This window comes from Pseudomonas auratipiscis (genome assembly GCF_036324085.1).
Lineage (GTDB): Bacteria > Pseudomonadota > Gammaproteobacteria > Pseudomonadales > Pseudomonadaceae > Aquipseudomonas > Aquipseudomonas auratipiscis.
The window spans coordinates 58,115-80,086 of record NZ_JAZDCU010000014.1 but is presented as its reverse complement, the minus strand read 5'-3'; the positions used below and the strand labels follow the sequence as shown (position 1 = coordinate 80,086).

The 21,972-nt window shown below is 60.6% G+C and carries 17 protein-coding genes; 4 read left to right on the top strand and 13 right to left on the bottom strand.

Annotated features, from left to right (window positions below; all coding sequences use genetic code 11):
* The first annotated feature begins 50 nt into the window (after positions 1 to 50).
* The gene (locus tag V0R60_RS18980) at positions 51 to 1,610 is read left to right on the top strand and encodes a GGDEF domain-containing protein (RefSeq protein WP_330079990.1); all 1,560 of its coding nucleotides are present in this window, start codon (positions 51 to 53) and stop codon (positions 1,608 to 1,610) included.
* On the opposite strand, the gene V0R60_RS18975 is transcribed toward V0R60_RS18980, so the two are convergent.
* Together V0R60_RS18975 and V0R60_RS18970 are read right to left on the bottom strand one after the other, a co-directional pair.
* Complete coding sequence (locus tag V0R60_RS18975; RefSeq protein ID WP_203479973.1) at positions 1,611 to 2,237, bottom strand: hypothetical protein; 627 nt, start codon at positions 2,235 to 2,237, stop codon at positions 1,611 to 1,613.
* 128 nt (positions 2,238 to 2,365) lie between these two features.
* Positions 2,366 to 2,812, bottom strand: coding sequence for a MarR family winged helix-turn-helix transcriptional regulator (locus tag V0R60_RS18970; protein WP_136476766.1), 447 nt, complete (start codon positions 2,810 to 2,812; stop codon positions 2,366 to 2,368).
* Between the two features lie 130 nt (positions 2,813 to 2,942).
* Here V0R60_RS18970 and aceE point away from each other — a divergent pair, with 130 nt between their 5' ends.
* Entirely contained in the window at positions 2,943 to 5,612 is a 2,670-nt protein-coding gene (gene aceE, locus V0R60_RS18965) for a pyruvate dehydrogenase (acetyl-transferring), homodimeric type (protein ID WP_330079991.1), read from the top strand.
* Positions 5,613 to 5,672: 60 nt separating this feature from the next.
* Here the strand turns inward: aceE and V0R60_RS18960 are convergent, their stop codons facing one another.
* Complete coding sequence (locus V0R60_RS18960; RefSeq protein ID WP_136476764.1) at positions 5,673 to 6,062, bottom strand: GFA family protein; 390 nt, start codon at positions 6,060 to 6,062, stop codon at positions 5,673 to 5,675.
* 113 nt (positions 6,063 to 6,175) lie between these two features.
* Between V0R60_RS18960 and V0R60_RS18955 the strand changes: the two genes are divergently transcribed.
* Positions 6,176 to 6,982 carry an alpha/beta fold hydrolase gene (locus V0R60_RS18955; RefSeq protein WP_330079992.1) on the top strand — a complete coding sequence of 269 codons (807 nt, stop codon included), beginning with the start codon at positions 6,176 to 6,178 and terminating at the stop codon, positions 6,980 to 6,982.
* Between the two features lie 526 nt (positions 6,983 to 7,508).
* Here the strand turns inward: V0R60_RS18955 and V0R60_RS18950 are convergent.
* Positions 7,509 to 8,339, bottom strand: coding sequence for an alpha/beta fold hydrolase (locus V0R60_RS18950; protein ID WP_330079993.1), 831 nt, complete (start codon positions 8,337 to 8,339; stop codon positions 7,509 to 7,511).
* 226 nt (positions 8,340 to 8,565) lie between these two features.
* On the opposite strand from V0R60_RS18950, the gene V0R60_RS18945 reads away from it, so the two are divergent.
* Positions 8,566 to 8,760 carry a hypothetical protein gene (locus V0R60_RS18945; RefSeq protein WP_136476761.1) on the top strand — a complete coding sequence of 65 codons (195 nt, stop codon included), beginning with the start codon at positions 8,566 to 8,568 and terminating at the stop codon, positions 8,758 to 8,760.
* Positions 8,761 to 8,780: 20 nt separating this feature from the next.
* On the opposite strand, the gene V0R60_RS18940 is transcribed toward V0R60_RS18945, so the two are convergent.
* The 9 genes from V0R60_RS18940 to V0R60_RS18900 form a co-directional block, all read right to left on the bottom strand.
* Positions 8,781 to 9,149, bottom strand: coding sequence for a Rho termination factor N-terminal domain-containing protein (locus V0R60_RS18940; protein ID WP_330079994.1), 369 nt, complete (start codon positions 9,147 to 9,149; stop codon positions 8,781 to 8,783).
* Complete coding sequence (locus tag V0R60_RS18935; protein WP_136476759.1) at positions 9,136 to 10,098, bottom strand: DUF72 domain-containing protein; 963 nt, start codon at positions 10,096 to 10,098, stop codon at positions 9,136 to 9,138. Before V0R60_RS18935 ends, V0R60_RS18940 begins: the two co-directional genes overlap by 14 nt.
* A 74-nt stretch (positions 10,099 to 10,172) precedes the next feature.
* Complete coding sequence (locus tag V0R60_RS18930; protein WP_330079995.1) at positions 10,173 to 11,366, bottom strand: GGDEF domain-containing protein; 1,194 nt, start codon at positions 11,364 to 11,366, stop codon at positions 10,173 to 10,175.
* 188 nt (positions 11,367 to 11,554) lie between these two features.
* Positions 11,555 to 12,379, bottom strand: a complete 825-nt coding sequence (locus V0R60_RS18925) for a peptidylprolyl isomerase (protein WP_330079996.1) — start codon at positions 12,377 to 12,379, stop codon at positions 11,555 to 11,557.
* 12 nt (positions 12,380 to 12,391) lie between these two features.
* Positions 12,392 to 13,075, bottom strand: coding sequence for a respiratory nitrate reductase subunit gamma (gene narI / locus V0R60_RS18920; protein ID WP_136476756.1), 684 nt, complete (start codon positions 13,073 to 13,075; stop codon positions 12,392 to 12,394).
* Positions 13,076 to 13,088: 13 nt separating this feature from the next.
* The gene (narJ, locus tag V0R60_RS18915; protein WP_136476755.1) at positions 13,089 to 13,856 is read right to left on the bottom strand and encodes a nitrate reductase molybdenum cofactor assembly chaperone; all 768 of its coding nucleotides are present in this window, start codon (positions 13,854 to 13,856) and stop codon (positions 13,089 to 13,091) included.
* Positions 13,849 to 15,405, bottom strand: coding sequence for a nitrate reductase subunit beta (gene narH, locus V0R60_RS18910; protein WP_136476754.1), 1,557 nt, complete (start codon positions 15,403 to 15,405; stop codon positions 13,849 to 13,851). Before narH ends, narJ begins: the two co-directional genes overlap by 8 nt.
* Entirely contained in the window at positions 15,402 to 19,166 is a 3,765-nt protein-coding gene (locus tag V0R60_RS18905; RefSeq protein ID WP_330079997.1) for a nitrate reductase subunit alpha, read from the bottom strand. The genes narH and V0R60_RS18905 overlap by 4 nt, the downstream gene beginning before the upstream one ends.
* Before the next feature lie 31 nt (positions 19,167 to 19,197).
* Positions 19,198 to 21,846 carry a nitrate/nitrite transporter gene (locus V0R60_RS18900; protein WP_330079998.1) on the bottom strand — a complete coding sequence of 883 codons (2,649 nt, stop codon included), beginning with the start codon at positions 21,844 to 21,846 and terminating at the stop codon, positions 19,198 to 19,200.
* Between the last annotated feature and the right edge of the window lie 126 nt (positions 21,847 to 21,972).

Sequence of the window (21,972 nt, the reverse complement as noted above, 5' to 3'; positions counted from 1 at the left end):
CAAGGCTCGGGCACTCTATTGCAAGGAAGCAAACAACAACGGCAGGGTTCATGAACAACAGGCATTCTGTGTCTATCGGCTTACGTAGCCTGATTTTGATTTTGGTCTTCATGGCGGTCATTGCCACCCTGTGCAACAGCGCTTGGGTGGCGTATGGCGTGCAGCGCGATGCGCTTGTGCATTCTGCGCTGGAGGCCAATCAAGCCTATACCGCCAAGGTGGCCTCGAGCATTGGCCAGTTTCTGGATTCTGCGCACAACCGCTTGAGTTACAGCAGCAAGCTGCTCGGGCGTGACTTCAACAACCCCGAGTTGCTCAGGGAAGAGGTCGTTCGTCTGCAGTCCGACGACAAGGCATTCAATGCCGTGTTGATCGTTGATGCCAACGGCAAGGCCCTGCAACTGTATCCCGACAATGCGCAATTGCTGGGTACCACACTGCAAGCGGAAGAAATCCTGCAAGCGCTGAAGGAGCGTCGGCCTCTGGTCAGCCATGCCTACGAGAGCGCCGCAGGCAACCTGATTGTGTTCATCTCGCAACCGGTGTTCAGCCCCGCGGGTGAATTTCTCGGCACCCTCGGTGCATCGATCTACATCCGCAAGCAGGGCATCCTGCACACCTTGATCAGCAACCACTTCCACAGGGATGGCACCTTTGCCTTTATCGCCGACGCAAACCGGCGCCTGTTGTATCACTCCGACCATCAACGAATTGGTGAAGTGCTGACCACCAGTGCCACGGTCGACGCAGCGCTGCGTGGGGAGCACGGTTCGATGGAGGCCATCAACTACAAGGGCATTGAAATGCTCGCCGGGTATGCGCAGATCGCCGATGCCAATTGGGCGGTGGTCGCGCAACAACCTCGCGAAATAGCCTTGGCGCCACTGCGCCAGTTAATGCGCGACATTCTGTTCAAAATCATTCCTGCGGGTGTCGTGGGGCTGCTGCTGATTCTGCTCGCCACCACGTTGATTACCCGTCCTTTGCGGCAGTTGGCCGGTCACGCAGAGCTGCTTTCGGCGCCGCAGGCTGAGGAGAAACTGAAAACGATCAATGCCTGGTACGCAGAAGCAGCGGCTATTCGTCGTGCACTGCTGACCGGGGTGCAATTGTTGCAGAAGAAGCTTGGCAGCCTCAGTCAGGAGGCGCAGAGCGATCCGTTGACGGGGCTGGCCAACCGCCGCGCCCTGAATACGGCGTTGCAGACCCTGACCGAGGCGCAGCGAAATTATTCAGTGCTGGCGCTGGATATCGACCACTTCAAGCGGGTCAACGATACCTTTGGCCATGATGTGGGCGATGAGGCCCTCAAGCAGGTCGCGGCAATCATTGCACGCTGTTCCAGGGAGCAGGACCTGGCTTGCCGGGCGGGTGGCGAGGAGTTCGTGCTGATCCTGCCCGAGGCTGAGCAACATACCGCCAGGGCCATTGCCGAGCGGATTCGCCAGACCATTGAAACCACCCAGATCGTACCAACGGGCGCGCTGACCATCTCCATTGGTGTTGCGGGGCAGAGCGTAGAAACACCGACGCCGGAGGCCATCCTCAAGCGTGCCGATGAACACCTTTATCAAGCCAAACACAGCGGGCGCAACCGGGTGGTGGGTTGATCAACCGGTGAGGCAGGCATCAACCGGGCGGCAGCGGCGACTGTCGAGGCTGCTCAACGGGTTGGCCTGGCGGGTTGGCGTCTCGCCGGTGAGCGTGCTTAACAAGGCACTGATCTCGTCGCCATTGACCGTTCCCTGGGCATGCAGGTACTGCGCCACCGTGCTGAGCGCCGGCCAGTAGCGGCGCACCAGGCAGATCGAGCGGGCAATAGCCTTGGGTTCGGCGTCGAGAACCTTGCGTGCCGGCAGCAAACTGATCAACTCCATTGCCCGCTGGCGATCTCCAGCGCCACTACGGGTTAGAAACCGGGTGGACGGGCAGTGACGATAGATGGCCTCGGCCACGGGACCGGAAAAACAATGCAGCAGGTCGCGCTCGATGGCATCGATCATCGAGGGCAGGTATTCGGCAATGCCGGAAGGTTCGAAGGCGGGAAGGGCGACAAAATATTCAGCTTCTACCAGCCCTTTGACCTGCAGCAGATTACCGCGCAGATCGGCCATAGGGCCAATCAGCGCTTCTGCGCGGGTTCGCACCGTCACTCGCCTGATCCGTTGCGCATTCCACCAGAAGGCCAGCACATGACCTGCTTCGTGAAAGGCTGTGCAACGCGGGCGAGTGTTCATGATCCGGGCCTCCGTTGTGCAGGTGCTGTCTACACCATCTGCTGTTCGCCCCGGGTTCGTACAAAAGATTTTCACTATCAGCCGAGAAGAGTGCGGCTATCGGCGCTCGCCCTTGCTCTGGGTTAAGTCTAGCGCTGATTCGAGCGGGCATTACGGGTGGTCTGCGCCAGCGCCGTGGCAAAAATGCGTTGCTGATCGTCGTCAAATTCAACCAGGAAAAGCTCCTCCACTGCTGCCTCGTAGACCTCCCACATGCGCTTGCGCAAGTCTCGTCCCCTATCGGTGATGCGGGCAATTGCGCCGCGGCCATCGTCCTTGGCCTTTTCACGCACCACGAGCGCTTCTTTTTCCAGGCGGTCCACCAGGCGCGTGAGGTTGTAGCGCTCGATCGCCATCACTTGCGCCAGTTCGTGCATCCGGCGGGTGCCATCCTGGCCGCTTTCGATGCCCCAAAGCGCGTCGTACCACGCGTAGGGCGGCAGCTTGGCTTCAGCCAACCGGTGTTCGATCTCACGAATCAGGCAGCGATGCGCACGAACAAAATTGAACCAGAGATCCGGCGACGATGAGGGCATGCAGTGCTCCAGTAACGGGATTGTAATTGCAGTTGCAATTATAAGGCGCTTGGCGCTAGATTCAATTGCAAGTGCAACGATCGTCCGGTCGAGGCGTTGACCGGCTATCCCATCTCAAGGAGCTTCACCCATGGCACAGCGCAATCCACTTCTCGACCCGGACCCGCAGGAAACCCGTGAATGGATCGACTCGATCGCCTCAGTGGTCGAGGAGGTAGGGCGACCCCGGGCGCACTTTCTGATTGATCAGTTGCTGGACTTCGACGTATCGCTGCACGGTGATTTCCACGGTCGGGTCACCACCCCTTATGTGAACACCATCGCCCCAGAACGGGAGGTGCCTTACCCGGGCGATCTGGTCCTGGAGAAGCGGCTCAACGCCTACATTCGCTGGAACGCGCTGGCGATGGTATTGCGTGCCGGCAAGCATTCCAGTGTCGGCGGCCATATCGCTTCATATGCGTCGGCGGCGGTGCTGTACGACGTTGGTTTTGACCACTTTTTCCGTGGTCGTACCGACAGCTTCGCAGGTGACCTGGTCTACATTCAGGGGCATTCGGCCCCCGGTATCTACGGCCGGGCATTCACCGAAGGGCGTTTGACCGAGCAGCAACTGGACAACTTTCGGCGCGAAACTGACCGCGATGGGGTTTCCTCGTACCCACATCCACGGCTGATGCCCGACTTCTGGCAGTTTCCTACCGTTTCGATGGGGCTGGGCCCGATTACCGCGGCGTACCAGGCGCGATTCATGCGCTACCTGGAAAACCGTAATCTCAAGGAATACCAGGGCCGTAAAGTCTGGGCGTTTCTGGGTGACGGCGAAATGGATCAACCTGAGTCCCAGGCCGCGATAGCCTTGGCAGGGCGGGAAAAGCTCGACAACATTATCTTCGTGGTGAACTGCAACCTGCAGCGCCTCGATGGTCCGGTGCGCGGCAACAGCAAAGTCATTCAGGAATTTGAAAGCCTGTACCGTGCAGCGGGTTGGAATGTCATCAAGGTTGTCTGGGGCTCAGGCTGGGACGCGCTGCTGGACAAGGACAAGAGTGGCTTGCTGCGCCAGCGCATGATGGAGTGCGTCGATGGCGAATACCAGAATTACAAATCGCAGAATGGCGCGTATGTGCGCGAGCATTTCTTCGGCAAGTATCCGCAGTTGCTCGAGCTGGTAAGCGACCTGAGCGACGAGCAGATCTGGAAGCTGTCGCGCGGGGGACATGATCCGCTCAAGGTCTACAACGCCTACGCCGCTGCAGTCCGTCACAGTGGGCGGCCGACAGTTATCCTGGCCAAAACCGTCAAGGGGTTCGGTCTGGGTGAGGCGGGCGAAGGGCAGAACATCAATCATCAGCTCAAGAAGATAGGCGCCGACGCGGTGAAAGCGTTTCGCGACCGGTTCGGCCTTGAGCTCAGCGATGAGCAATTGGCAGACATGCCGTACCTGCGACCCGACCCGGACAGCGCCGAAGCGCGTTATCTGAGATTGCGCCGCGACAGCCTGGGAGGCCATGTGCCTGCCCGCCACGCCAAGGTCGAACCGTTGCCGATTCCGCCGCTGTCAATACTGGAGGCGCAGCTCAAGAGCACCGGCGACCGAGCGATCTCCACGACCATGGCGTTTGTGCGGATCCTCGCCACCTTGCTCAAGGATGCCAACATCGGCCGGCAGATTGTCCCTATCGTGCCAGACGAATCCCGCACGTTCGGTATGGAAGGCCTGTTTCGCCAGGTGGGTATCCACTCCCATGTCGGCCAGCTCTATACCCCGCAGGACGCCGGTACGCTGTCGTACTACAAAGAGAGTGTCGACGGCCAGATCATGCAGGAAGGCCTGAACGAATCCGGGGCTACATCGTCCTGGATAGCTGCCAGCACGTCGTACGCCAATCATGGCGTGATGACTATCCCGTTCTATATTTTTTACTCGATGTTCGGCTTCCAGCGTGTTGGCGATCTACTCTGGGCTGCCGGTGACGCGCGGGCGCGAGGCTTTCTTCTGGGCGCTACTTCAGGTCGCACGACGCTGATGGGAGAGGGGCTGCAGCACGATGATGGGCATAGCCACGTGATGTCGGCGACTGTTCCGTGCTGCGTTTCCTATGATCCTACCTACGCCTACGAATTGGCGGTGATCGTGCATCGTGGGATGCAGCGCATGTACGTCGAGCAAGAGGATGTGTACTACTACATCACCGTGCTTAACGAGAACTATCCGCACCCGGATTTTCCCGAGGGCGCGCAGGCGGGCATTCTTAAAGGCCTGTATCGCTTGCCCGTGGAGCGTGAGGTACGCGGTGACTGCCATGTCCAGCTCATGGGTAGTGGCGCAATCCTGCCTGAGGTGCTGGCCGCCGCCGAAATACTTGAGCGGGATTACGCGGTCAGCAGCGAAGTCTGGAGCGCCACCAGCCTCACTGAAGTGCGGCGTGAGGCGCAGGCGGTCGAGCGCTGGAATCTTCTCAATCCGCTCGCAGAGGCAAAGGTGCCGTACCTTCGACAGGTGCTCGACGGCCACCCAGGCCCTGTGGTGGTGGCAACTGACTACATGAAAATCCACGCCGACCAGATCCGTCCCTGGCTGGCAGATCGCCGCTTCGTGGCGTTGGGCACCGATGGCTTCGGTCAGTCCGACACCCGCGAAGCCTTGCGTCGGCATTTCGAGGTCGACCGGCAATTCATTGTGCTGGCGGCGCTCAAGGCCTTGGCAGATGACGGCGTGATTGAGCGCGAACGAGTGGCCAGGGCACTGCACGAGCTGCAGATAGACCCCGCCAAGGTTGACCCGGCCGGTGTTTGAACGCTGCCGTTGTAACGGGCCCTGTGCAAGTACCACAGGGCCCACGCTTGGGACCTGGCACTATTCGTGGCGCCGAGCGGGATCACGGTCGTGCGTGTAGTGACGACTGAGGTTAAACGCTGGCAGCCAGGATTCACGACGTACCACCCAGCTTTCATACGTGGGCGTGAACTGGTCCGGGGCGTCCAGTGCGCCCAGGTGCACTTCCACTTCGTCGGCGCTGCGGGCGAAAACCGAGGAGCCGCAACGGGGGCAGAAAAAGCGTCCTGCGTAGTCGCGAGTTTCACCCTCGATGTGCACGGCGTCCTGGGGAAACACTGCCGACGCATAAAACAGCGCGCCGTGGTGCTTGCGACAGTCCAGGCAATGACACAGGCCAACCCGGTTAGGGCGGCCCGAAGCAACGATACGTACGGTGCCGCACAGGCAACCACCGGTAAATCTGTCCATGGCGCGCTCCTCTGGAGGGTGGCGGAAAGAAATCGTTAGCGAGCTATCGTAGTACCCTGTTTACGGCTGTTACTCTGACTTTTTGCGAATTGAATGGTCCACCGAGGTCTTGCATGTCTTCGTCTATCAGTACCGAATCGCTCTGGATCGATACCCCACAAGGGCGGCTGTTCTGCTGTCGCTGGTTTCCAGCAGGTGAAGTACAGCGCCCGCCGGAGCCACCTGTCGTGCTTTTCCATGACTCGTTGGGTTGCATCGCCCTGTGGCGCGACTTTCCCCAACTGCTGAGCCAGGCAACCGGCCGTGAGGTGATTGCCTATGACCGACTCGGTTTTGGGCAGTCCGATATGTATCCAGGCACGCTACCTCTTGAGTTTATCCGCGATGAGGCCGAGCGCTTCTTTGCCTGCGTTAAAGCGGCGTTGCAGCTCGACCGATTTGTGGCGCTTGGGCACAGCGTCGGCGGCGGCATGGCGGCAGCCTGTGCCTCGATGTATCCGCAACAGTGCACGGCGCTGATTACCATCGCGGCGCAGGCGTTTGTCGAAGATCGTACGCTGCAGGGTATACGTGAGGCTGAAGCACAGTTCGAAAACCCGGCGCATATGGCACGCTTGGAAAAATACCACGCCGACAAAGCGCCCTGGGTGTTGGGCGCCTGGACCAAAACCTGGTTGGCACCGGCATTCAGCGAGTGGAAGATCGAGAGCGCAGTCGACGAAATACGCTGCCCGACCCTTGTGCTTCACGGCGAGCATGACGAGTACGGTTCTGTGAAGCACCCAGAACATCTCGCCACGCTGTCCAAAGGGCCGAGTGAATGTTTGATTCTCGATGGTTGCCATCATATTCCGCATCGGGAGGCGCCTGAGGTGGTAGTGGCTGTGGTCGGCAAGTTTCTGGCTGAGCGGGGCCTGTGACCCTACGGTGCTCGCAGGCCATCCATGGCCTGCACCCGACTACGCAATGCCTACACTCAGCCTACTGAAGGGACGATCCAGTGTGTCTGGGCTGACGATGTACGAAGAGCCAGATCAACATCAAAAGCTGAACACCAGCACCTCGCTGTTGCTGTCGCTGTTGCTGTGTTTCTCCTTACACAAATCGTACAGATACCACCAATCGTCCCTTCAGCAGGCCGAATGGAACCCTTGCGTAGTGGGGCGACGGCCATGGATGGCCGGCGAGCGCCGCAGGGCCAGGACGGCCCTTCGGCGCGGTCCCCGCGGGAGCAAGGGTGGAATGAGGGAACCCGGAGCGCAGCGCAGGGCCGGATGCAGGGACAGGGGGTTTTGCCCACTTTTGCCCCGACAAAAGCGGGTCGCCGTAAGGGCGAAACCAGCCAGTGGTGCCACCACATCAAACGGATATGCTCACAGCAATTCGGGCCCCCCTCGACAAAGCGTCGCAGATATGTGCCCCGAATTGCCCAGCGATCTCCAACCATCAACTCCGTAAAAACGCGAGCAAATCAGCATTGATGGTTTCGGCATGGGTGGTCGGCATGCCGTGGGGATAGCCCTTGTAAGTTTTCAATGTGCTGTTGCCAAGCAGCTTGGCCGACAGCACCGCCGAGTTTTCGTAAGGCACAATCTGATCGTCATCGCCATGCATCACCAGCACCGGCAGACTGAGACTTCTCAGATCTTCACTGAAGTCGGTCTGCGAAAACGCCACGATGCCGTCATAGTGGGCCTTGGCGCAGCCCATCATGCCCTGGCGCCACCAGTTCCAGATCACGCCTTGCGACGGCGCCGCGCCCGGTCGGTTGTAGCCATAAAAAGGGCCGGCAGGAATGTCGTAGTAAAACTGCGCACGGTTGGCGGCAAGTTGTGCCTGCAGTTCATCGAACACCGATTTGGGCAAGCCACCCGGGTTGCTCGCGGTCTGTACCATCAATGGCGGTACCGCACCGAGAATCGCCGCCTTGCTGGCGCGGTCCTGGCCGTGGCGGGCGAGGTAGTGCACCACTTCGCCACCGCCGGTGGAATGCCCGACGTGCGCCGCGCCGCGTACGCCCAAGTGATCGACCACCGCAGCAACGTCGTCGGCATAATGATCCATGTCATGGCCGTCCCAGACCTGGCTGGAGCGCCCATGACCGCGCCGGTCGTGGGCGATGACGCGATAGCCCTGTGCCAGGAAGAACAGCATCTGGGTGTCCCAGTCATCGCTACTCAGGGGCCAGCCGTGATGGAAGAAAATTACCTGGGCGTCGCGGGGGCCCCAGTCTTTATAAAATATCTCAACGCCATCTTGGGTGGTGACGAATGCCATGTTCGTTGCTCCTCATTGATGTGGTGGATGCATACCGCGCTGAAGGTGAACTATGAGCATAGGAGAGCCAGCCTGTGGTGCTGACCCAGGTGATCAAGTGGCCGTAAGCTTTAGCCACCGTTGGTCAGGGTTTTACGCGGTGGAGTGAATCCCGGGTTTTTGCCGTACTCCGACCTTATGTACGGTCCCGCGCCGTACATTTCCGAAATCATCAGGAGCACAGCTCATGCGTATCACCCCATTGCTATGTCTGTTCGCCAGCCTGACCCTGCTCGGTGGCTGTTTCGACCGCGATCCCGACCATCCGGCCAAGGATGCCGACCAGAGCAAGCCATCCCTGCAGATGCAAAAGCCCGACGAGCCGAGCAGCCCACCGGCGCCCGACAGCCCGGCTATGCCACCCAAGCCCGAGAGCCAATGAGCAAAGCGCAAAACCCAACGCTATGACAGTGCCTTAACCAACTCGCCCTTGCGCATGGTCGAGCGCCCCGCGATGTTCTGCTTACGGGCCCGGTCCATCAGCTCGGCCTTGGTCATGTCTTCCAGGTGTTGCTCCGGCCGGGGCACGCTGTGCTTGGTGGCGACGGCACGCTGCGCTGAGGACTTTCGCGACTTGGCCTTGGCTTTGGCACTTTTGGTTTGTCCAGAGCCGCCCTTACGTTCACCGCCGCCCGACTGCTTGTTGACCGTGGCCCACGCGCGGGCCTCGGCCTCATCCTTGGACACACCTTTGTTTTCGTAGCTTTCCTCGATGTGCTCGGCCTTGCGCTTCTGTTTGTCGGTATATTTGTCTTTATCACCGCGTGGCATGGTAGCTCTCCTTTGGATTGTGCCGGTGCCCCGGTGCCGCCATCTCCGGCAGGACCCCTGGTTCGGTAGTCAGTTCGCCATCCAGGCCGAGTTTGTCCAGCAAGCGCCGGGCGTCGTACGGGGCATGAACTTTTTGGTCGTTGTCGAAATAGCAATAGATGTCGCGTTTTGCGCGCTTGGGTGCGGCCAGGGCAGTGGCCAGCCGGGCGTCGTCGGGTTGCGTGCCGTGACTCCAGGCCTGGATCCGCAAGCGCCAGCGGCGCAGGGCGCTGGCGGTATAGCCGCTGCTGTAGAGCTCGACGTCACCGTGCAGGCGCAGGTAGACGAAGTCGGCGGTCAGATCCTCCACATATGGCCATTTTCCGGCGCTGTCAGAGACCACCAATGCCACTTTGTGCTTGCGCAGGAGCTTGATGAATGTGTCGCAGAGAAAGCTCTCGTGGCGAATTTCCACGGCATAGCGCAACGCTGCATTGCCAGTGATGTCGGTGCCGCCACTGTCCCTGAGTCGCTGTGCGCAGTGTTGGGCGCAGGCTTTGGCGGCCTTACGATCACGGGGTAGCAGGTCGAGAAAGTGGGCGAAGCGTTGTTCGTCAAACTTCATGTTCGGTGGAAACTGCCAGAGGATGGGGCCGAGTTTATCGCCCAACAACAGGGGACCTGAGGCGAAGAAATTGGCCAGCGGCTCTTCGACCTCTTTCAAGCGACGCATATGGGTAATGTAACGGGGTGCCTTGAGCGAGAACACGAAGTCGTCAGGGGTCTGTTCACGCCACTGGCGATAGCGCTCCGGCGTTTGCAGGGCGTAGAACGAGCCGTTGATTTCGATACTGTTGACCGCCCGTGAGGCGAATGCCAGTTCATCGGCTTGGCGTAGCCCTTTGGGATAGAAGTCCTTGCGCCAAGGGCTGTAGCGCCAACCGGATATGCCGATGCGGATCTCGCTCACGCTGCCTTCCTTACTATTCAAGCGGCCTGGAAACAGGCCATTGTTGAATAGCGACCGACAGCGGCTAGGCGGGTTCAGGAAGACTGACGAGTGGGCAGGGGCAGCGGCTCGGAACTCACAATGGTGCGATCGACCAGGCGAATGCTGTCACGTCCGCCGCGCTTGGATTCGTAAAGCGCGGCGTCGCCTTGCTCGATCAGGGCCGCAAGGCTTGCTGGCGGTTGGTTGAAGAAGGTCGCGCCAATGCTCAGGGTCACTGCAGAGGGGGTTACAAAGGCGTGCGATGCGGTGCTGTGGAACTGCTCTCGCAAGGTGCTGCCCAGCTCTTCGATGCGCTGCTTTGAGGTATTGCTCAGCAGAATCACGAATTCGTCACCGCCTAGTCTTGCCGCCAGCGCACCTTCAGGCAGGTGCGAACGAATCATCTCGCTCAGGGCCACCAGCAGCCGGTCTCCGGCGGAATGACCGTGCAGATCGTTGACGCCTTTGAAGTTGTCGATATCGATCAACAGCAGCGCCGCCGGCCGGGTTGGCGACACGCCTTGCAGCAGGCGAGACGCACGCACCTCCAGGGCCCGGCGGTTGTACAGGGCGGTCAATGGGTCGCGCGCAGCCAACCGTGCTATGCGTGCTTCTCGGCGATGACGCTCGGTGCCGGTCATTGACAGTGCTATCAACATGATCGCCATTGCACCTTCGACCAGTGAGATCTGGATGATTTCTCCCTGGAAGGCCGCCAGATTTATCAGCGTGCCCGGCACCACCGGAGTAAAGGCCTTGACCAGATAGAACAGGCCGTGGACCAGCAGCACGTAGCGCAGTTGCACCGCGCCGACGCTCAGTGATTTGCCGTGTGGGCGCAGCAGCGAACTGGCCCTGAGCGCCAGCAGCGCCACCAATAGCGAGTTGGCCATCAGCATCACCTTTGACCACCACGGCTCGCTGGGCAACAGCAGTAGGGCCAGCCAGGCAACGTAGACCAGGTACCATCCTCGTGACAGGCGCGTCTCGGTAAAACGTGCGACGCCCATCAGAAACAGCCAATGCGCGGTAACCAGCAGGCCGTTGGCGAACCAGATACCGATCAACAGCAGCCCGCTCATGCGCAGCAATGCAAGGGTCGAACCGACGGTGATCGTGGCAAACCCCGCGCTCCAGAACAGCAGCGAGGGTTCACGTACGCTGAGCCATTCGACCGCCAGATACAGGGCGGCGGCAGCGGCGAGTGCGATGGAGAGAACTAAAAGCGTGGGAGGGTCGAGTGCCATAGCCGGACTGGCCTGTCTGATGTGCAGGAAATGGCTCAATTGTAAGCGTTCGAGCCGATTTTTTCCGCGTTCCGACGTATAACGCTTTCACCGCGGAGCGCCCCGTTGTAGAGGGCGCCCCGATTATTCACGACTTTGACGCAAACGTGTGCTTGTTGTTGCCTCCATCCGTCGTAGCGCCTGGGTTACTACAGGTCGGTGCGACGGTTACCTGACCCCTCGATAGGGTCGTCATCGAGGTGAAAGCCGTCCACTCCGATCTCTGCCTCCAGCGCCAGCAGGTACTGACGAAGGGCTTGGCGAGTCGCCTCTTCGCGCAGACTGTGGCGCACCCGCTCGGCTACCTGGGCAAAGGGCAGGGGCTTGCGCTCCTGGCGCTCGTCGAGGCTCACCAGGTGCCAGCCGTAGCGCGACGCCAGCGGGCGATCGTGCAAGCCGGCTGGCAGGCGCTGCAGGGCCTGGTCCAATTCGGCAACGGTCTGGCCCGAGGTCAGCCAGCCCAGATCGCCGCCTTCGTCCTTCGAGGGGCAGGCAGAATGGCGCTGGGCCATTTCGGTGAAACGCTCGGGGTGCTCGCGCAACTCCTCCAGCAGCGTTTCGCCAAGCCGATAGTGGGCGTCGCGGGCACGGGCATCCTCGGGGGCCGCTGGCAACAGAATATGGCGTACGCGCAGCCGGGTCGGCTCGCAGAAGCGTTCGCGGTGGGTGGCGAAGTAGCGACGACACGCCGCTTCGTCCGGTTCCGGCACCGCCAGTTCACGCTCCAGCAGAGCGCTCACGGCCTGGTCACTCTCATCATCAGCACCGATTTTCAGGCCGAGCATCGCGGCGCGCTGGCCGAGCAGCTCACGCACTACCAGAGCGCGGGCGGCCTTGAGTTGCGCTTCGGCCAGTGACGAGGAGGGGTGAAACGGTGTCTCGCGGGCGATATCGGCCTCGCTGAGCAGGGTGTCACCAACCCGAATCACCGCTGCCGGACTGTGCGGCAGGTTTTCGACGGCAATCATGTCCATGTCAGTCTCCTGTTAGCCGCGGCGGCGGACAATCTGGTAATTACGCCCAAGGTAACCCAGCGGAATACTCCACACGTGAACCAGACGGGTGAAAGGAAACAGCAAGATAATGGTCAGGCCGAGGAAGATGTGCAGTTTGAAGATCAGCGGTGTGCCGATCAGGTGACTGGCCGCATCGCCGTGGAAGAACACGATTGACTGTGCCCAGTTGGCCAGCCTCAACATCATGCCTCCATCGAGGTGGTCCAGTGAAAAGAACACGGTGATAAGCCCGAGCGTGGCTTGCAGCAGGAGCAGGGCGATAATCAGGTTGTCCATCACGCTGGATGATGCACGAACCCGCGGGTTGAACAGTCGCCGCCAGAGCAGCATGGCACCACCGATGACGCACAGCACTCCGGCAACGCCGCCAAAAATGATCGCCATGAGTTGCTTGTGCCCAGCCGACAGAAACGGGGCGTAAACCCAGTGCGGGGTCAATAGACCGATCAGATGGCCGAAGAAGATCGCCAGGATGCCAATGTGGAACAGGTTGCTGGCCAGGCGCATATGCTTGGTGGAAAGCATCTGGCTGGAGCCGGTTTTCCAACTGTACTGGCCGTGGTCGTAGCGCAGCAGGCTGCCGAGCAAAAACACGGTGCCGACCAGGTAGGGATAAAAGCCGTATAGCAAATGAAGCAAGTAGTCTTCGTACATGATAAGCCTCCGTTCAACCACGGTCCGACATTGCTGATGGCATGACCTGAATGACTTGGGGAATAGCTTCGTACTTGCGCTCGGCCAAGCGTCGGCCTTCGCTGGATTGCAGGCTGCAGTCCTGGTCGGACTGGGCCTCGAAGCGCACTGCCTCTTCCTCCCAGACCGCGTCCAGCGCCTGCGGGGTATTGTCCAGAGGCTCGGCGCTGGCAACCGGGCGCTGCTCGTCGATCGTGTCGCTGGCACCGATCAGTGTCAGCAGTGCACGGGGCACCAGGGCGTAGCGGCTGTTGCGCTCCTCCAGGCGTGCACCGAGAAGCGCCAGGATCGGCTGTATCTCGCCAAGCCACTGACCAATCTGTCCATGGTCACGGGTAGACAAATACTCCAGCAGCAGCGGCAGGTGATCGGGCAGTTCGCGGGCATCGAGCTGAAAACCTGCCGCTTCGTACTCTGCCAGCAGGTTGACCATCGCCTGGCCGCGATCGCGCGACTCACCATGCACGTGCTCGAACAGCAGCAGCGAGGTGGCTCGGCCACGATCGAACAACTCGACGTAGGCTTCCTCGATATCCAGCAGCTCGCTGGCCGCCAATTCCCGGCACCACTGCACCAATTGCGTGCGCAAGGATGCCGGCCAGCGCGATTCAGCCTCGATCAGGCCGGTCATCTCGGCGCTGGCAGCTTGCAGCTCGGCGCTGGGGTAGTCGAGCAGACGGGCCAGCACGCGCAAGCTCAGCAAACCCTGGGCCTGACTGTTGAACACCGGGGCCTCATTCATGGCGGCTGTCCTCCAGCGGGTCGAAGGTTTGCACAGGTTTGACCAGGGTGGTGGTCTGCCGGCGTCCGCCAAACAGGCTGACTTCACTTTTGCCGCCGTTGCAGCCGTCGCCAAAAGTGAAGCCGCAGCCGCTGCGCTCGGCAAATACGTCGGGGATCTGCTCGCGGTGGCCGGTGGGGATGACAAAGCGGTCTTCGTAGTTGGCGATGGCCAGGTAGCGGTACATTTCCTCGACCTGGTGCTGGCTCAGGCCAACCTCGTCGAGCACGGCGGTGTTGACGGTGTTGTCGACATGCTTGGCGCGCATGTACACACGCATTGCCATCAAACGCTTGAGCGCCAGCACCACTGGCGCCTCTTCTCCAGCGGTGAGCATGTTGGCCAGGTAGCGCACGGGAATGCGCAAGGACTCAATCTTGGGCAAGACACCGTCGAACTCGATATGGCCCGCTTCAGCGGCGGACTGGATGGGGGACAGCGGTGGTACGTACCAGACCATTGGCAGGGTGCGGTATTCAGGGTGCAACGGCAGGGCCAGTTGCCAATCGATAGCCAGCTTATACACGGGCGAGGCTTGCGCGGCGGCGATGACATTGTCGGGAACGCCATCCTTTCTCGCCTGTGCGATCACTTGTGGATCGTTCGGGTCGAGGAAGATTTCGCATTGGCGATGGTACAGATCGCGGTCATCGGTCGAGGCCGCTACTTCTTCGATGCGATCGGCGTCGTAGAGCAGCACGCCAAGGTAACGAATGCGCCCCACACAAGTTTCCGAGCACACCGTGGGTTGGCCGCTTTCAATCCGTGGGTAGCAAAAGATACATTTCTCGGACTTGCCGCTTTTCCAGTTGTAGTAGATTTTCTTGTAGGGACAGCCGCTGACGCACATCCGCCAGCCACGGCACTTGTCCTGGTCGATGAGGACAATGCCGTCCTCTTCGCGCTTGTAGATTGCGCCACTGGGGCAGGCGGCTACGCACGCAGGGTTCAGGCAGTGTTCGCACAGGCGCGGCAGGTACATCATGAAAGTGTTTTCGAACTGGCCGTAGATGTCGGCCTGGATCTGATCGAAGTTGACGTCCTTGCGCCGCTTGGCGAATTCGGTGCCCAGCAGTTCTTCCCAGTTGGGCCCCCACTCGATCTTCTTCATGCGCTGGCCGGAGATCAGCGAGCGTGGCCGTGCCACCGGCTGGTGGTCGCTCTGCTTGGCGTTGTGCAAGTGTTGGTAATCAAAGGTGAAGGGTTCGTAGTAGTCGTCGATTTCCGGCAGGTCGGGGTTGGCGAAGATGTTCGCCAGCACCCGCCATTTGCCACCGATGCGCGGGTTGATCGAGCCGTCGGCGTTGCGTACCCAGCCACCGTTCCATTTTTTCTGGTTCTCCCATTCCTTGGGATAGCCGATTCCTGGCTTGGTCTCGACGTTGTTGAACCAGGCGTATTCAACACCTTCACGGCTGGTCCAGACGTTTTTGCAGGTGACCGAGCAGGTATGACAACCAATGCACTTGTCGAGGTTCAGGACCATGCCGACCTGGGAGCGAATCTTCATTTCACGGACTCCTGCTGGTAATCGTTGCCTTCACCGTCCAGCCAGTCGACATTGCGCATCTTGCGCACGATGACGAACTCGTCGCGGTTTGAACCTACCGTCCCGTAGTAATTGAAACCGTAGGACAGCTGCGCATAACCCCCAATCATGTGGGTAGGTTTGGGGCAGACCCGGGTGACCGAGTTGTGAATCCCGCCGCGTGTGCCGGTGACCTCGGAGCCAGGAATATTGAGAATGCGTTCCTGAGCGTGGTACATCATCGCCATGCCCGGCCGTACCCGCTGGCTGACCACAGCACGGGCAGCGATAGCGCCGTTGGCGTTGTAAAGCTCGATCCAGTCGTTGTCGACAACACCAATGGCCTGCGCATCAGTCTCGGACACCCAGACAATCGGGCCGCCGCGCGAGAGCGACTGCATCAGCAGGTTGTCGCTGTAGGTAGAGTGGATGCCCCACTTCTGGTGCGGGGTCAGCCAGTTCAAGGCAATCTCCGGGTTGCCGTTGTCTTTTGGCACGGCAACACTGGCGATGGCCTTGGTGTCGATGGGCGGGCGATAGACCATCAGGCTCTCACCGAAGGCGCGCATCCACGGGTGATCCTGGTAGAACTGCTGGCGCCCGGTGACGGTGCGCCAGGGGATCAACTCGTGAACGTTGGTGTAACAGGCGTTGTAACTCACATGCTCGTCTTCAAGGCCCGACCAGGTCGGGCTCGAGATGATCTTGCGTGGCTGCGCGACCAGGTCGCGAAAGCGGATCTTCTCTTCTTCCTTGGGGCGCGCCAGGTGCGAGTGGTCGCGGCCAGTGATCTTCGACAGTGCTTCCCAGGCTTTGACTGCTACTTGGCCATTGGTTTCGGGGGCCAGGGCAAGGATCATCTCTGCGGCATCCAGCGCCGAGGCCAGTTTCGGCCTGCCTTGGGCAGAGCCTTCATGCTTGCGATAGTTGAGCTTGCCGAGCAGGTCGACTTCTTCCTGGGTTTTCCAGGCAATCCCTTTGCCGCCGTTGCCGATTTCATCGAGCAGGGGACCTATGGAACTGAAACGTTCGTAGGTCTCGGGGTAGTTGCGCTTGACCTCGATGAGTGACGGCATGGTCTTGCCGGGGATCGGCTCGCACTCGCCTTTTTTCCAGTCGCGTACTTGGGGTTGCGCCAGTTCGCCGGGGCTGTCGTGCTGCAAGGGCAGGGTCACCAGGTCGGTTTCCTCGCCCAGGTGACCGACACAGACACGGGCGAAGGCCTGGGCGATGCCGTCGTAGATCTGCCAGTCGCTGCGCGCTTCCCAGGCAGGGTCGGTGGCGGCCGTCAGGGGGTGAATGAAGGGGTGCATGTCCGAGGTGTTGAGGTCGTCCTTCTCGTACCAGGTGGCAGTAGGCAGGACCACATCCGAATACAGGCAGGTGGTGGACATGCGAAAGTCCAGGGTCACCACCAGGTCGAGCTTGCCTTCGATCGGCGTGTCAGTCCATTGCACTTCTTCAGGCTTCTGGCCGCCAGCGACGCCCAGGTCTTTGCCCAGTACACCGTGACGGGTGCCGAGCAAGTACTTGAGCATGTACTCATGTCCCTTGCCGGAGGAGCCGAGCAGGTTGGAGCGCCAGACAAACAGGTTGCGCGGGTGATTCTGCGGGTTGTCCGGGTCTTCGCTGGCAAAGCGCAGTTTGCCGCTCTTGAGTTGCTCGACGGTGTAGTCGGTCGTGCTCTGCCCGGCGGCTTGGGCGGCGGCGGCCAGGTGCAATGGGTTGGTGTTCAGTTGCGGCGCCGATGGCAACCAACCCATTCGCTCGGCGCGTACGTTGAAGTCCACCAGGCTGCCGCTGAAGTCCTGCGGGCGGGCCAAGGGGGAGAGCAGCTCGCTGACCTCCAGCTTTTCGTAGCGCCACTGGCTGGAGTGGTTGTAGAAGAAAGAGGTGCTGTTCATGTGGCGTGGTGGTCGCTGCCAGTCGAGCGCGAAGGCCAACGGTGTCCAGCCCGTTTGCGGACGGAGTTTTTCCTGGCCGACATAGTGCGACCAACCGCCACCGCTCTTGCCCACGCAGCCACAGAGGATGAGCATGTTGATCAGCCCCCTGTAGTTCATGTCCATGTGATACCAGTGGTTCATCCCGGCACCGACGATGATCATCGAGCGGCCGTGGGTCTTGTCGGCGTTCTCGGCGAACTCGCGGGCGATGCGGATCATCTGTGCAGCAGGTACCCCGGTAATCGCTTCCTGCCAGGCTGGGGTATAAGGCCGCATCTGGTCATAGGCCGTGGCGCCGTCGTCTTCGCCACTGCCGCCGACCGTGGCGCTCAGGCCACGGTCGATGCCGTAGTTGGCCGCGGTCAGGTCGAATACCGTGATCGCCAGGATTTCGCGGCCATCAGCCAGGCGCAGGCGCTTGGCCGGCACGTTGTGATGGATCACATCGCGCAGCGGTACGTTAGGAAAGTGCTTGTGCTCGATACCGCCAAAGTAGGGGAAGGCCACCCGCGCCACTTCGTCGTGGCGACCCAGCAGCGACAGGCACAGGTTGATCTCGGTACCCTCGGCATCTACCTGCTCCAGGTTCCAGTGTCCAGACTCCCCCCAGCGAAAGCCGATGGAGCCGCGCGGCACGACCAGGCGCTCGCTGCTTTCGTCCCAGGCGATGGTCTTCCACTCGGGGTTGTTGGCCTGGGCCATATTGTCGGCAAAATCACTGGCGCGCAGTTGTTTGCCCGGTACCAGGCTGCCGTCCTCGCGAGGCTCGAGCTCGACCAGAATCGGCATATCGGTGTAGCGGCGGATGTAATCGGTGAAGTAGGCACTGGGTTTGTCGAGGTGGAATTCCTTGAAAATCACATGGCCCATGGCAATCGCCAGGGCAGCATCGGTGCCTTGTTTGGCGCTCATCCACTCATCGCAGAGTTTGGAAATTTCCGCGTAGTCGGGGGTGATGGCGATGGTTTTGGTGCCCTTGTAGCGCACCTCGGTGAAAAAGTGCGCATCCGGGGTACGAGTCTGCGGAACGTTGGAACCCCAGGCGATGATGTAGCCGGAGTTGTACCAATCGGCAGATTCGGGAACGTCGGTTTGTTCGCCCCAGACTTGCGGTGAGGCGGGCGGCAGGTCGCAATACCAGTCGTAGAACGACAGACACACGCCACCGATCAGCGACAGGTAACGGGTGCCGGCCGCATAGGAGACCATCGACATCGCCGGGATCGGCGAGAAACCGGCAACGCGGTCAGGGCCATATTGCTTGACGGTGTAGACGTTGGCTGCGCCGATCAGGGTTTGCAGCTCATCCCAGTCACTGCGCACGAAGCCGCCGCGACCGCGGATCGATTTGTATTGCCGGGCCTTTTCGGGGTTCTCGACGATGCTTGCCCAGGCCAGTACCGGGTCGCTGTTGGCCGCGAGCGCTTCACGCCAGAGCTGAATCAGCGCCTTGCGCACCATCGGGTACTTGAGGCGGTTGGCGCTGTACAGGTACCAGGAGTAGCTCGCGCCGCGCGGGCAGCCACGCGGCTCGTGGTTCGGCAGGTCGGGGCGGGTACGCGGGTAGTCGGTCTGCTGGGTTTCCCAGGTGACCAGGCCATTCTTGACATAGACCTTCCAGCTGCACGAGCCGGTACAGTTCACACCGTGGGTCGAGCGCGCAATTTTGTCGAACTGCCAGCGTTGGCGGTATCCATCCTCCCAGTCTCGGCTTTCGTCGCGGGTTTCACCGTGGCCACTGGCAAATTCCGGGGGGCGATTGACCAGGTAACGCAGGCGGTCGATGAAATAACTCATGTCTTTCCTCCTTGGCGTATATGCCAGTCCGCTAGCAGCGAACCTCGGCATTGCGACGGGTGTAGTAGAGCCAGGTCAACACGATGCACAGCACGTAGAACACGATGAACCCGTAGAGCGCCGCTTGTGCGCCCCCGGTCAGGTCGAAGGAAGTACCGAACGACTTCGGAATGAAAAAACCACCGTAGGCAGCCACCGCGGAGATGAACCCCACCGCCGCGGCGGATTCTTTCTCGCTTTGCAGCGCCTGCTCCTCGGCCGGCAAATCGGGGAACAGCCTGGGCGTCTGGATGCGGAAAATCGTCGGGATCATCTGGGTGGTGCTGGCGTTGCCGACCCCGGAGAAGAAGAACAGCAGCAGGAACATGGTCAGGAAACCCCAGAAGGCCCCTGGCTGATCCTTGCCGGCAATGAAGAACAGCACCCCGGCGACACAGGCGACCATTGCCACGTAGACCCAAAGACTGATGCGCGCACCGCCGAAGCGATCCGCCAGGCCACCCGAGAAAGCGCGACTCAACGCACCGATCAGCGGGCCGAGGAAGGCAAACTTGAGTACGTCGATATGCGGGAACAAGTGCCCGGCCAGTAGCGGAAAACCTGCAGAGAATCCGATGAAGCTGCCGAAGGTACCGGTGTACAGCACGCTCATCAACCAGGTGTGCTTGCGTTTGAAAATGGCCATCTGGTCTTTGAGCGACGACTTGGCGCTGGCAATGTCGTTCATGCCAAACCAGGCGGCCAGCGCTGCCGCAATAATGAACGGCACCCAGATAAACCCGGCGTTTTGCAGCCAGATCGGCGGCCCTTCGGCAGGCTGCTGGGGCTCACCGCCGATGCTGCCGAACACCGCAGCAGTGATCACCAGCGGCACCACGAACTGCATGACGCTGACCCCCAGGTTACCGAGCCCGGCATTCAGGCCCATGGCGCCACCTTTGGCCTGCTTGGGGTAGAAAAACGAGATGTTGGCCATGCTCGAAGAGAAGTTGCCGCCACCCAGGCCGCACAGCAGCGCAAGGATCAGCATTACCAGGTAAGGCGTCTGCGGATTCTGCACGGCGAAACCGATCCACAGTGCCGGCAGCAGTAACGAGGCGGTGGACATTGCGGTCCAGCGACGACCGCCGAAAATCGGCACCATGAAACTGTAGAAAATGCGTAAGGTGGCGCCGGAAAGGCCGGGCAGGGCAGCCAGCCAGAACAACTGGTTGGCACTGTAGTTGAAGCCGGCCAGCGGCAGTTTGGCCACCACCACCGACCAGACCATCCAGATGGCAAAGCCCAGCAGCAGGTTGGGAATGGAAATCCACAGGTTGCGTGTGGCGATGCGCTTGCCCTTGGCCGCCCAGAACGTCGGGTCTTCCGGATGCCATTCGTAGAGCACGAAGCCACTGGGGGTGGACAGTTCCGGTAGGTCGCTGGAGGGGCGCTGGTTGGCCCATTCCACGCGCTCGGCCATGCGGATGGTGAAGTGCATCCAGGCCAGCGCGCCAGCAGCGATCAGGAACAGCAGCATGAAACAGCTCTGCCAGACACCGACCACATCATTGAGCATGCCGAAAGTCAGTGGCAGCAGAAAACCGCCCAGGCCGCCGATCATGCCGACCAGGCCTCCGACCACGCCCACGTGCTGAGGGTAGTAAGTGGGAATGTGCTTGAACACCGCCGCCTTACCCAAGGACATGAACACGCCGAGCACGATGATTACCAGGACAAAGCCGGTCAGGCCCATGTGCATGGAGAACTCGAGCTCGCCGCGCACACCCGTGACGATATAGCGGGTGGGCGGGTAGCTGAGCAGGAAGGTGCACAGCACCGACACGCCCAGTGTCCAGTACATGACCTTCCTTGCACCGTGACGGTCCGACAGCCAACCGCCGAGAATGCGGAACAGGGCCGCTGGCACTGTATACAGCGCAGCGACGACACCCGCCGCGACCATTCCCAGGCCATACACTTGCATCAGGTAATGCGGCAGCCACAGGGCGAGGGCGACGAAGGCGCCAAAAACGAAGAAGTAGTAGAGCGAGAAGCGCCAGACGCGCAAATCCGCCAGTGGCGCCAGTTGCTCGGCCAGCGCAACGGGCTGCGCGCGACGGCTGCTGCTCTGTGGATCGTCCTTGGCCAGCAGCACGAAGAGGATGCCCATGATCGCCAGCACCGAGGCATACACCAGGGCCGCACCGCGCCAGCCGAACGCCAGTAGTAACAGCGGTGCGCCGAAGTTGGTCAGGCCGGCACCGACGTTACCGGCGCCAAAGATCCCCAAGGCAGTGCCCTGACGACTCGGTTCGAACCATGTTGCGGTATAGGCGGTGCCGACGATGAACGAGCCTCCGGCCAATCCCACACCGAGTGCGGCCAGCAACAGCATCGCAAAGCTGTTGGCGAAGGTCAGCAGGTAGACGCATACGGCTGAAACCAGCATGAGCAGGCCGAAGACCCAGCGCCCACCGTAGCGGTCGGTCCACAGGCCGAGAAAAATGCGCGAGATCGAACCGGTCAGTACCGGTGTCGCCATCAGCAGGCCAAGTTGGGTATCGGTGAGGCCGAACTCATCCTTGATCTGCAAACCGAGAATCGAGAATAGGGTCCAAACGGCAAAGCACAGGGTAAATGCTAAAGTCGAGAGACCAAGCGCGCGGTGTTGATCGCGAGTTGAATGGTTTTCGGCCATGGCTACGCTGCCCCTTCTGGGTACTCAACGCGTCACTTTTGTATCAGCCGTAGGTGTTTCTGGGCACACGACGCCCTACTGCATTGAAAACAACGTTACCGATGGCTGACTCACGGATAGTGCTTG

Excerpts from the sequence above, each read along its gene's own strand:
- V0R60_RS18945 (WP_136476761.1), top strand. The coding sequence starts at position 8,566 with ATGCGTATCACCCCATTGCTATGTCTGTTCGCCAGCCTGACCCTGCTC.
- V0R60_RS18955 (WP_330079992.1), top strand. The coding sequence starts at position 6,176 with ATGTCTTCGTCTATCAGTACCGAATCGCTCTGGATCGATACCCCACAA.
- V0R60_RS18925 (WP_330079996.1), bottom strand. The coding sequence starts at position 12,379 with ATGGACATGATTGCCGTCGAAAACCTGCCGCACAGTCCGGCAGCGGTG.
- narI (WP_136476756.1), bottom strand. The coding sequence starts at position 13,075 with ATGTACGAAGACTACTTGCTTCATTTGCTATACGGCTTTTATCCCTAC.
- narJ (WP_136476755.1), bottom strand. The coding sequence starts at position 13,856 with ATGAATGAGGCCCCGGTGTTCAACAGTCAGGCCCAGGGTTTGCTGAGC.
- V0R60_RS18950 (WP_330079993.1), bottom strand. The coding sequence starts at position 8,339 with ATGGCATTCGTCACCACCCAAGATGGCGTTGAGATATTTTATAAAGAC.
- V0R60_RS18970 (WP_136476766.1), bottom strand. The coding sequence starts at position 2,812 with ATGCCCTCATCGTCGCCGGATCTCTGGTTCAATTTTGTTCGTGCGCAT.
- V0R60_RS18975 (WP_203479973.1), bottom strand. The coding sequence starts at position 2,237 with ATGAACACTCGCCCGCGTTGCACAGCCTTTCACGAAGCAGGTCATGTG.
- V0R60_RS18905 (WP_330079997.1), bottom strand. The coding sequence starts at position 19,166 with ATGAGTTATTTCATCGACCGCCTGCGTTACCTGGTCAATCGCCCCCCG.
- V0R60_RS18900 (WP_330079998.1), bottom strand. The coding sequence starts at position 21,846 with ATGGCCGAAAACCATTCAACTCGCGATCAACACCGCGCGCTTGGTCTC.
- narH (WP_136476754.1), bottom strand. The coding sequence starts at position 15,405 with ATGAAGATTCGCTCCCAGGTCGGCATGGTCCTGAACCTCGACAAGTGC.
- V0R60_RS18930 (WP_330079995.1), bottom strand. The coding sequence starts at position 11,366 with ATGGCACTCGACCCTCCCACGCTTTTAGTTCTCTCCATCGCACTCGCC.
- V0R60_RS18960 (WP_136476764.1), bottom strand. The coding sequence starts at position 6,062 with ATGGACAGATTTACCGGTGGTTGCCTGTGCGGCACCGTACGTATCGTT.
- aceE (WP_330079991.1), top strand. The coding sequence starts at position 2,943 with ATGGCACAGCGCAATCCACTTCTCGACCCGGACCCGCAGGAAACCCGT.
- V0R60_RS18980 (WP_330079990.1), top strand. The coding sequence starts at position 51 with ATGAACAACAGGCATTCTGTGTCTATCGGCTTACGTAGCCTGATTTTG.
- V0R60_RS18940 (WP_330079994.1), bottom strand. The coding sequence starts at position 9,149 with ATGCCACGCGGTGATAAAGACAAATATACCGACAAACAGAAGCGCAAG.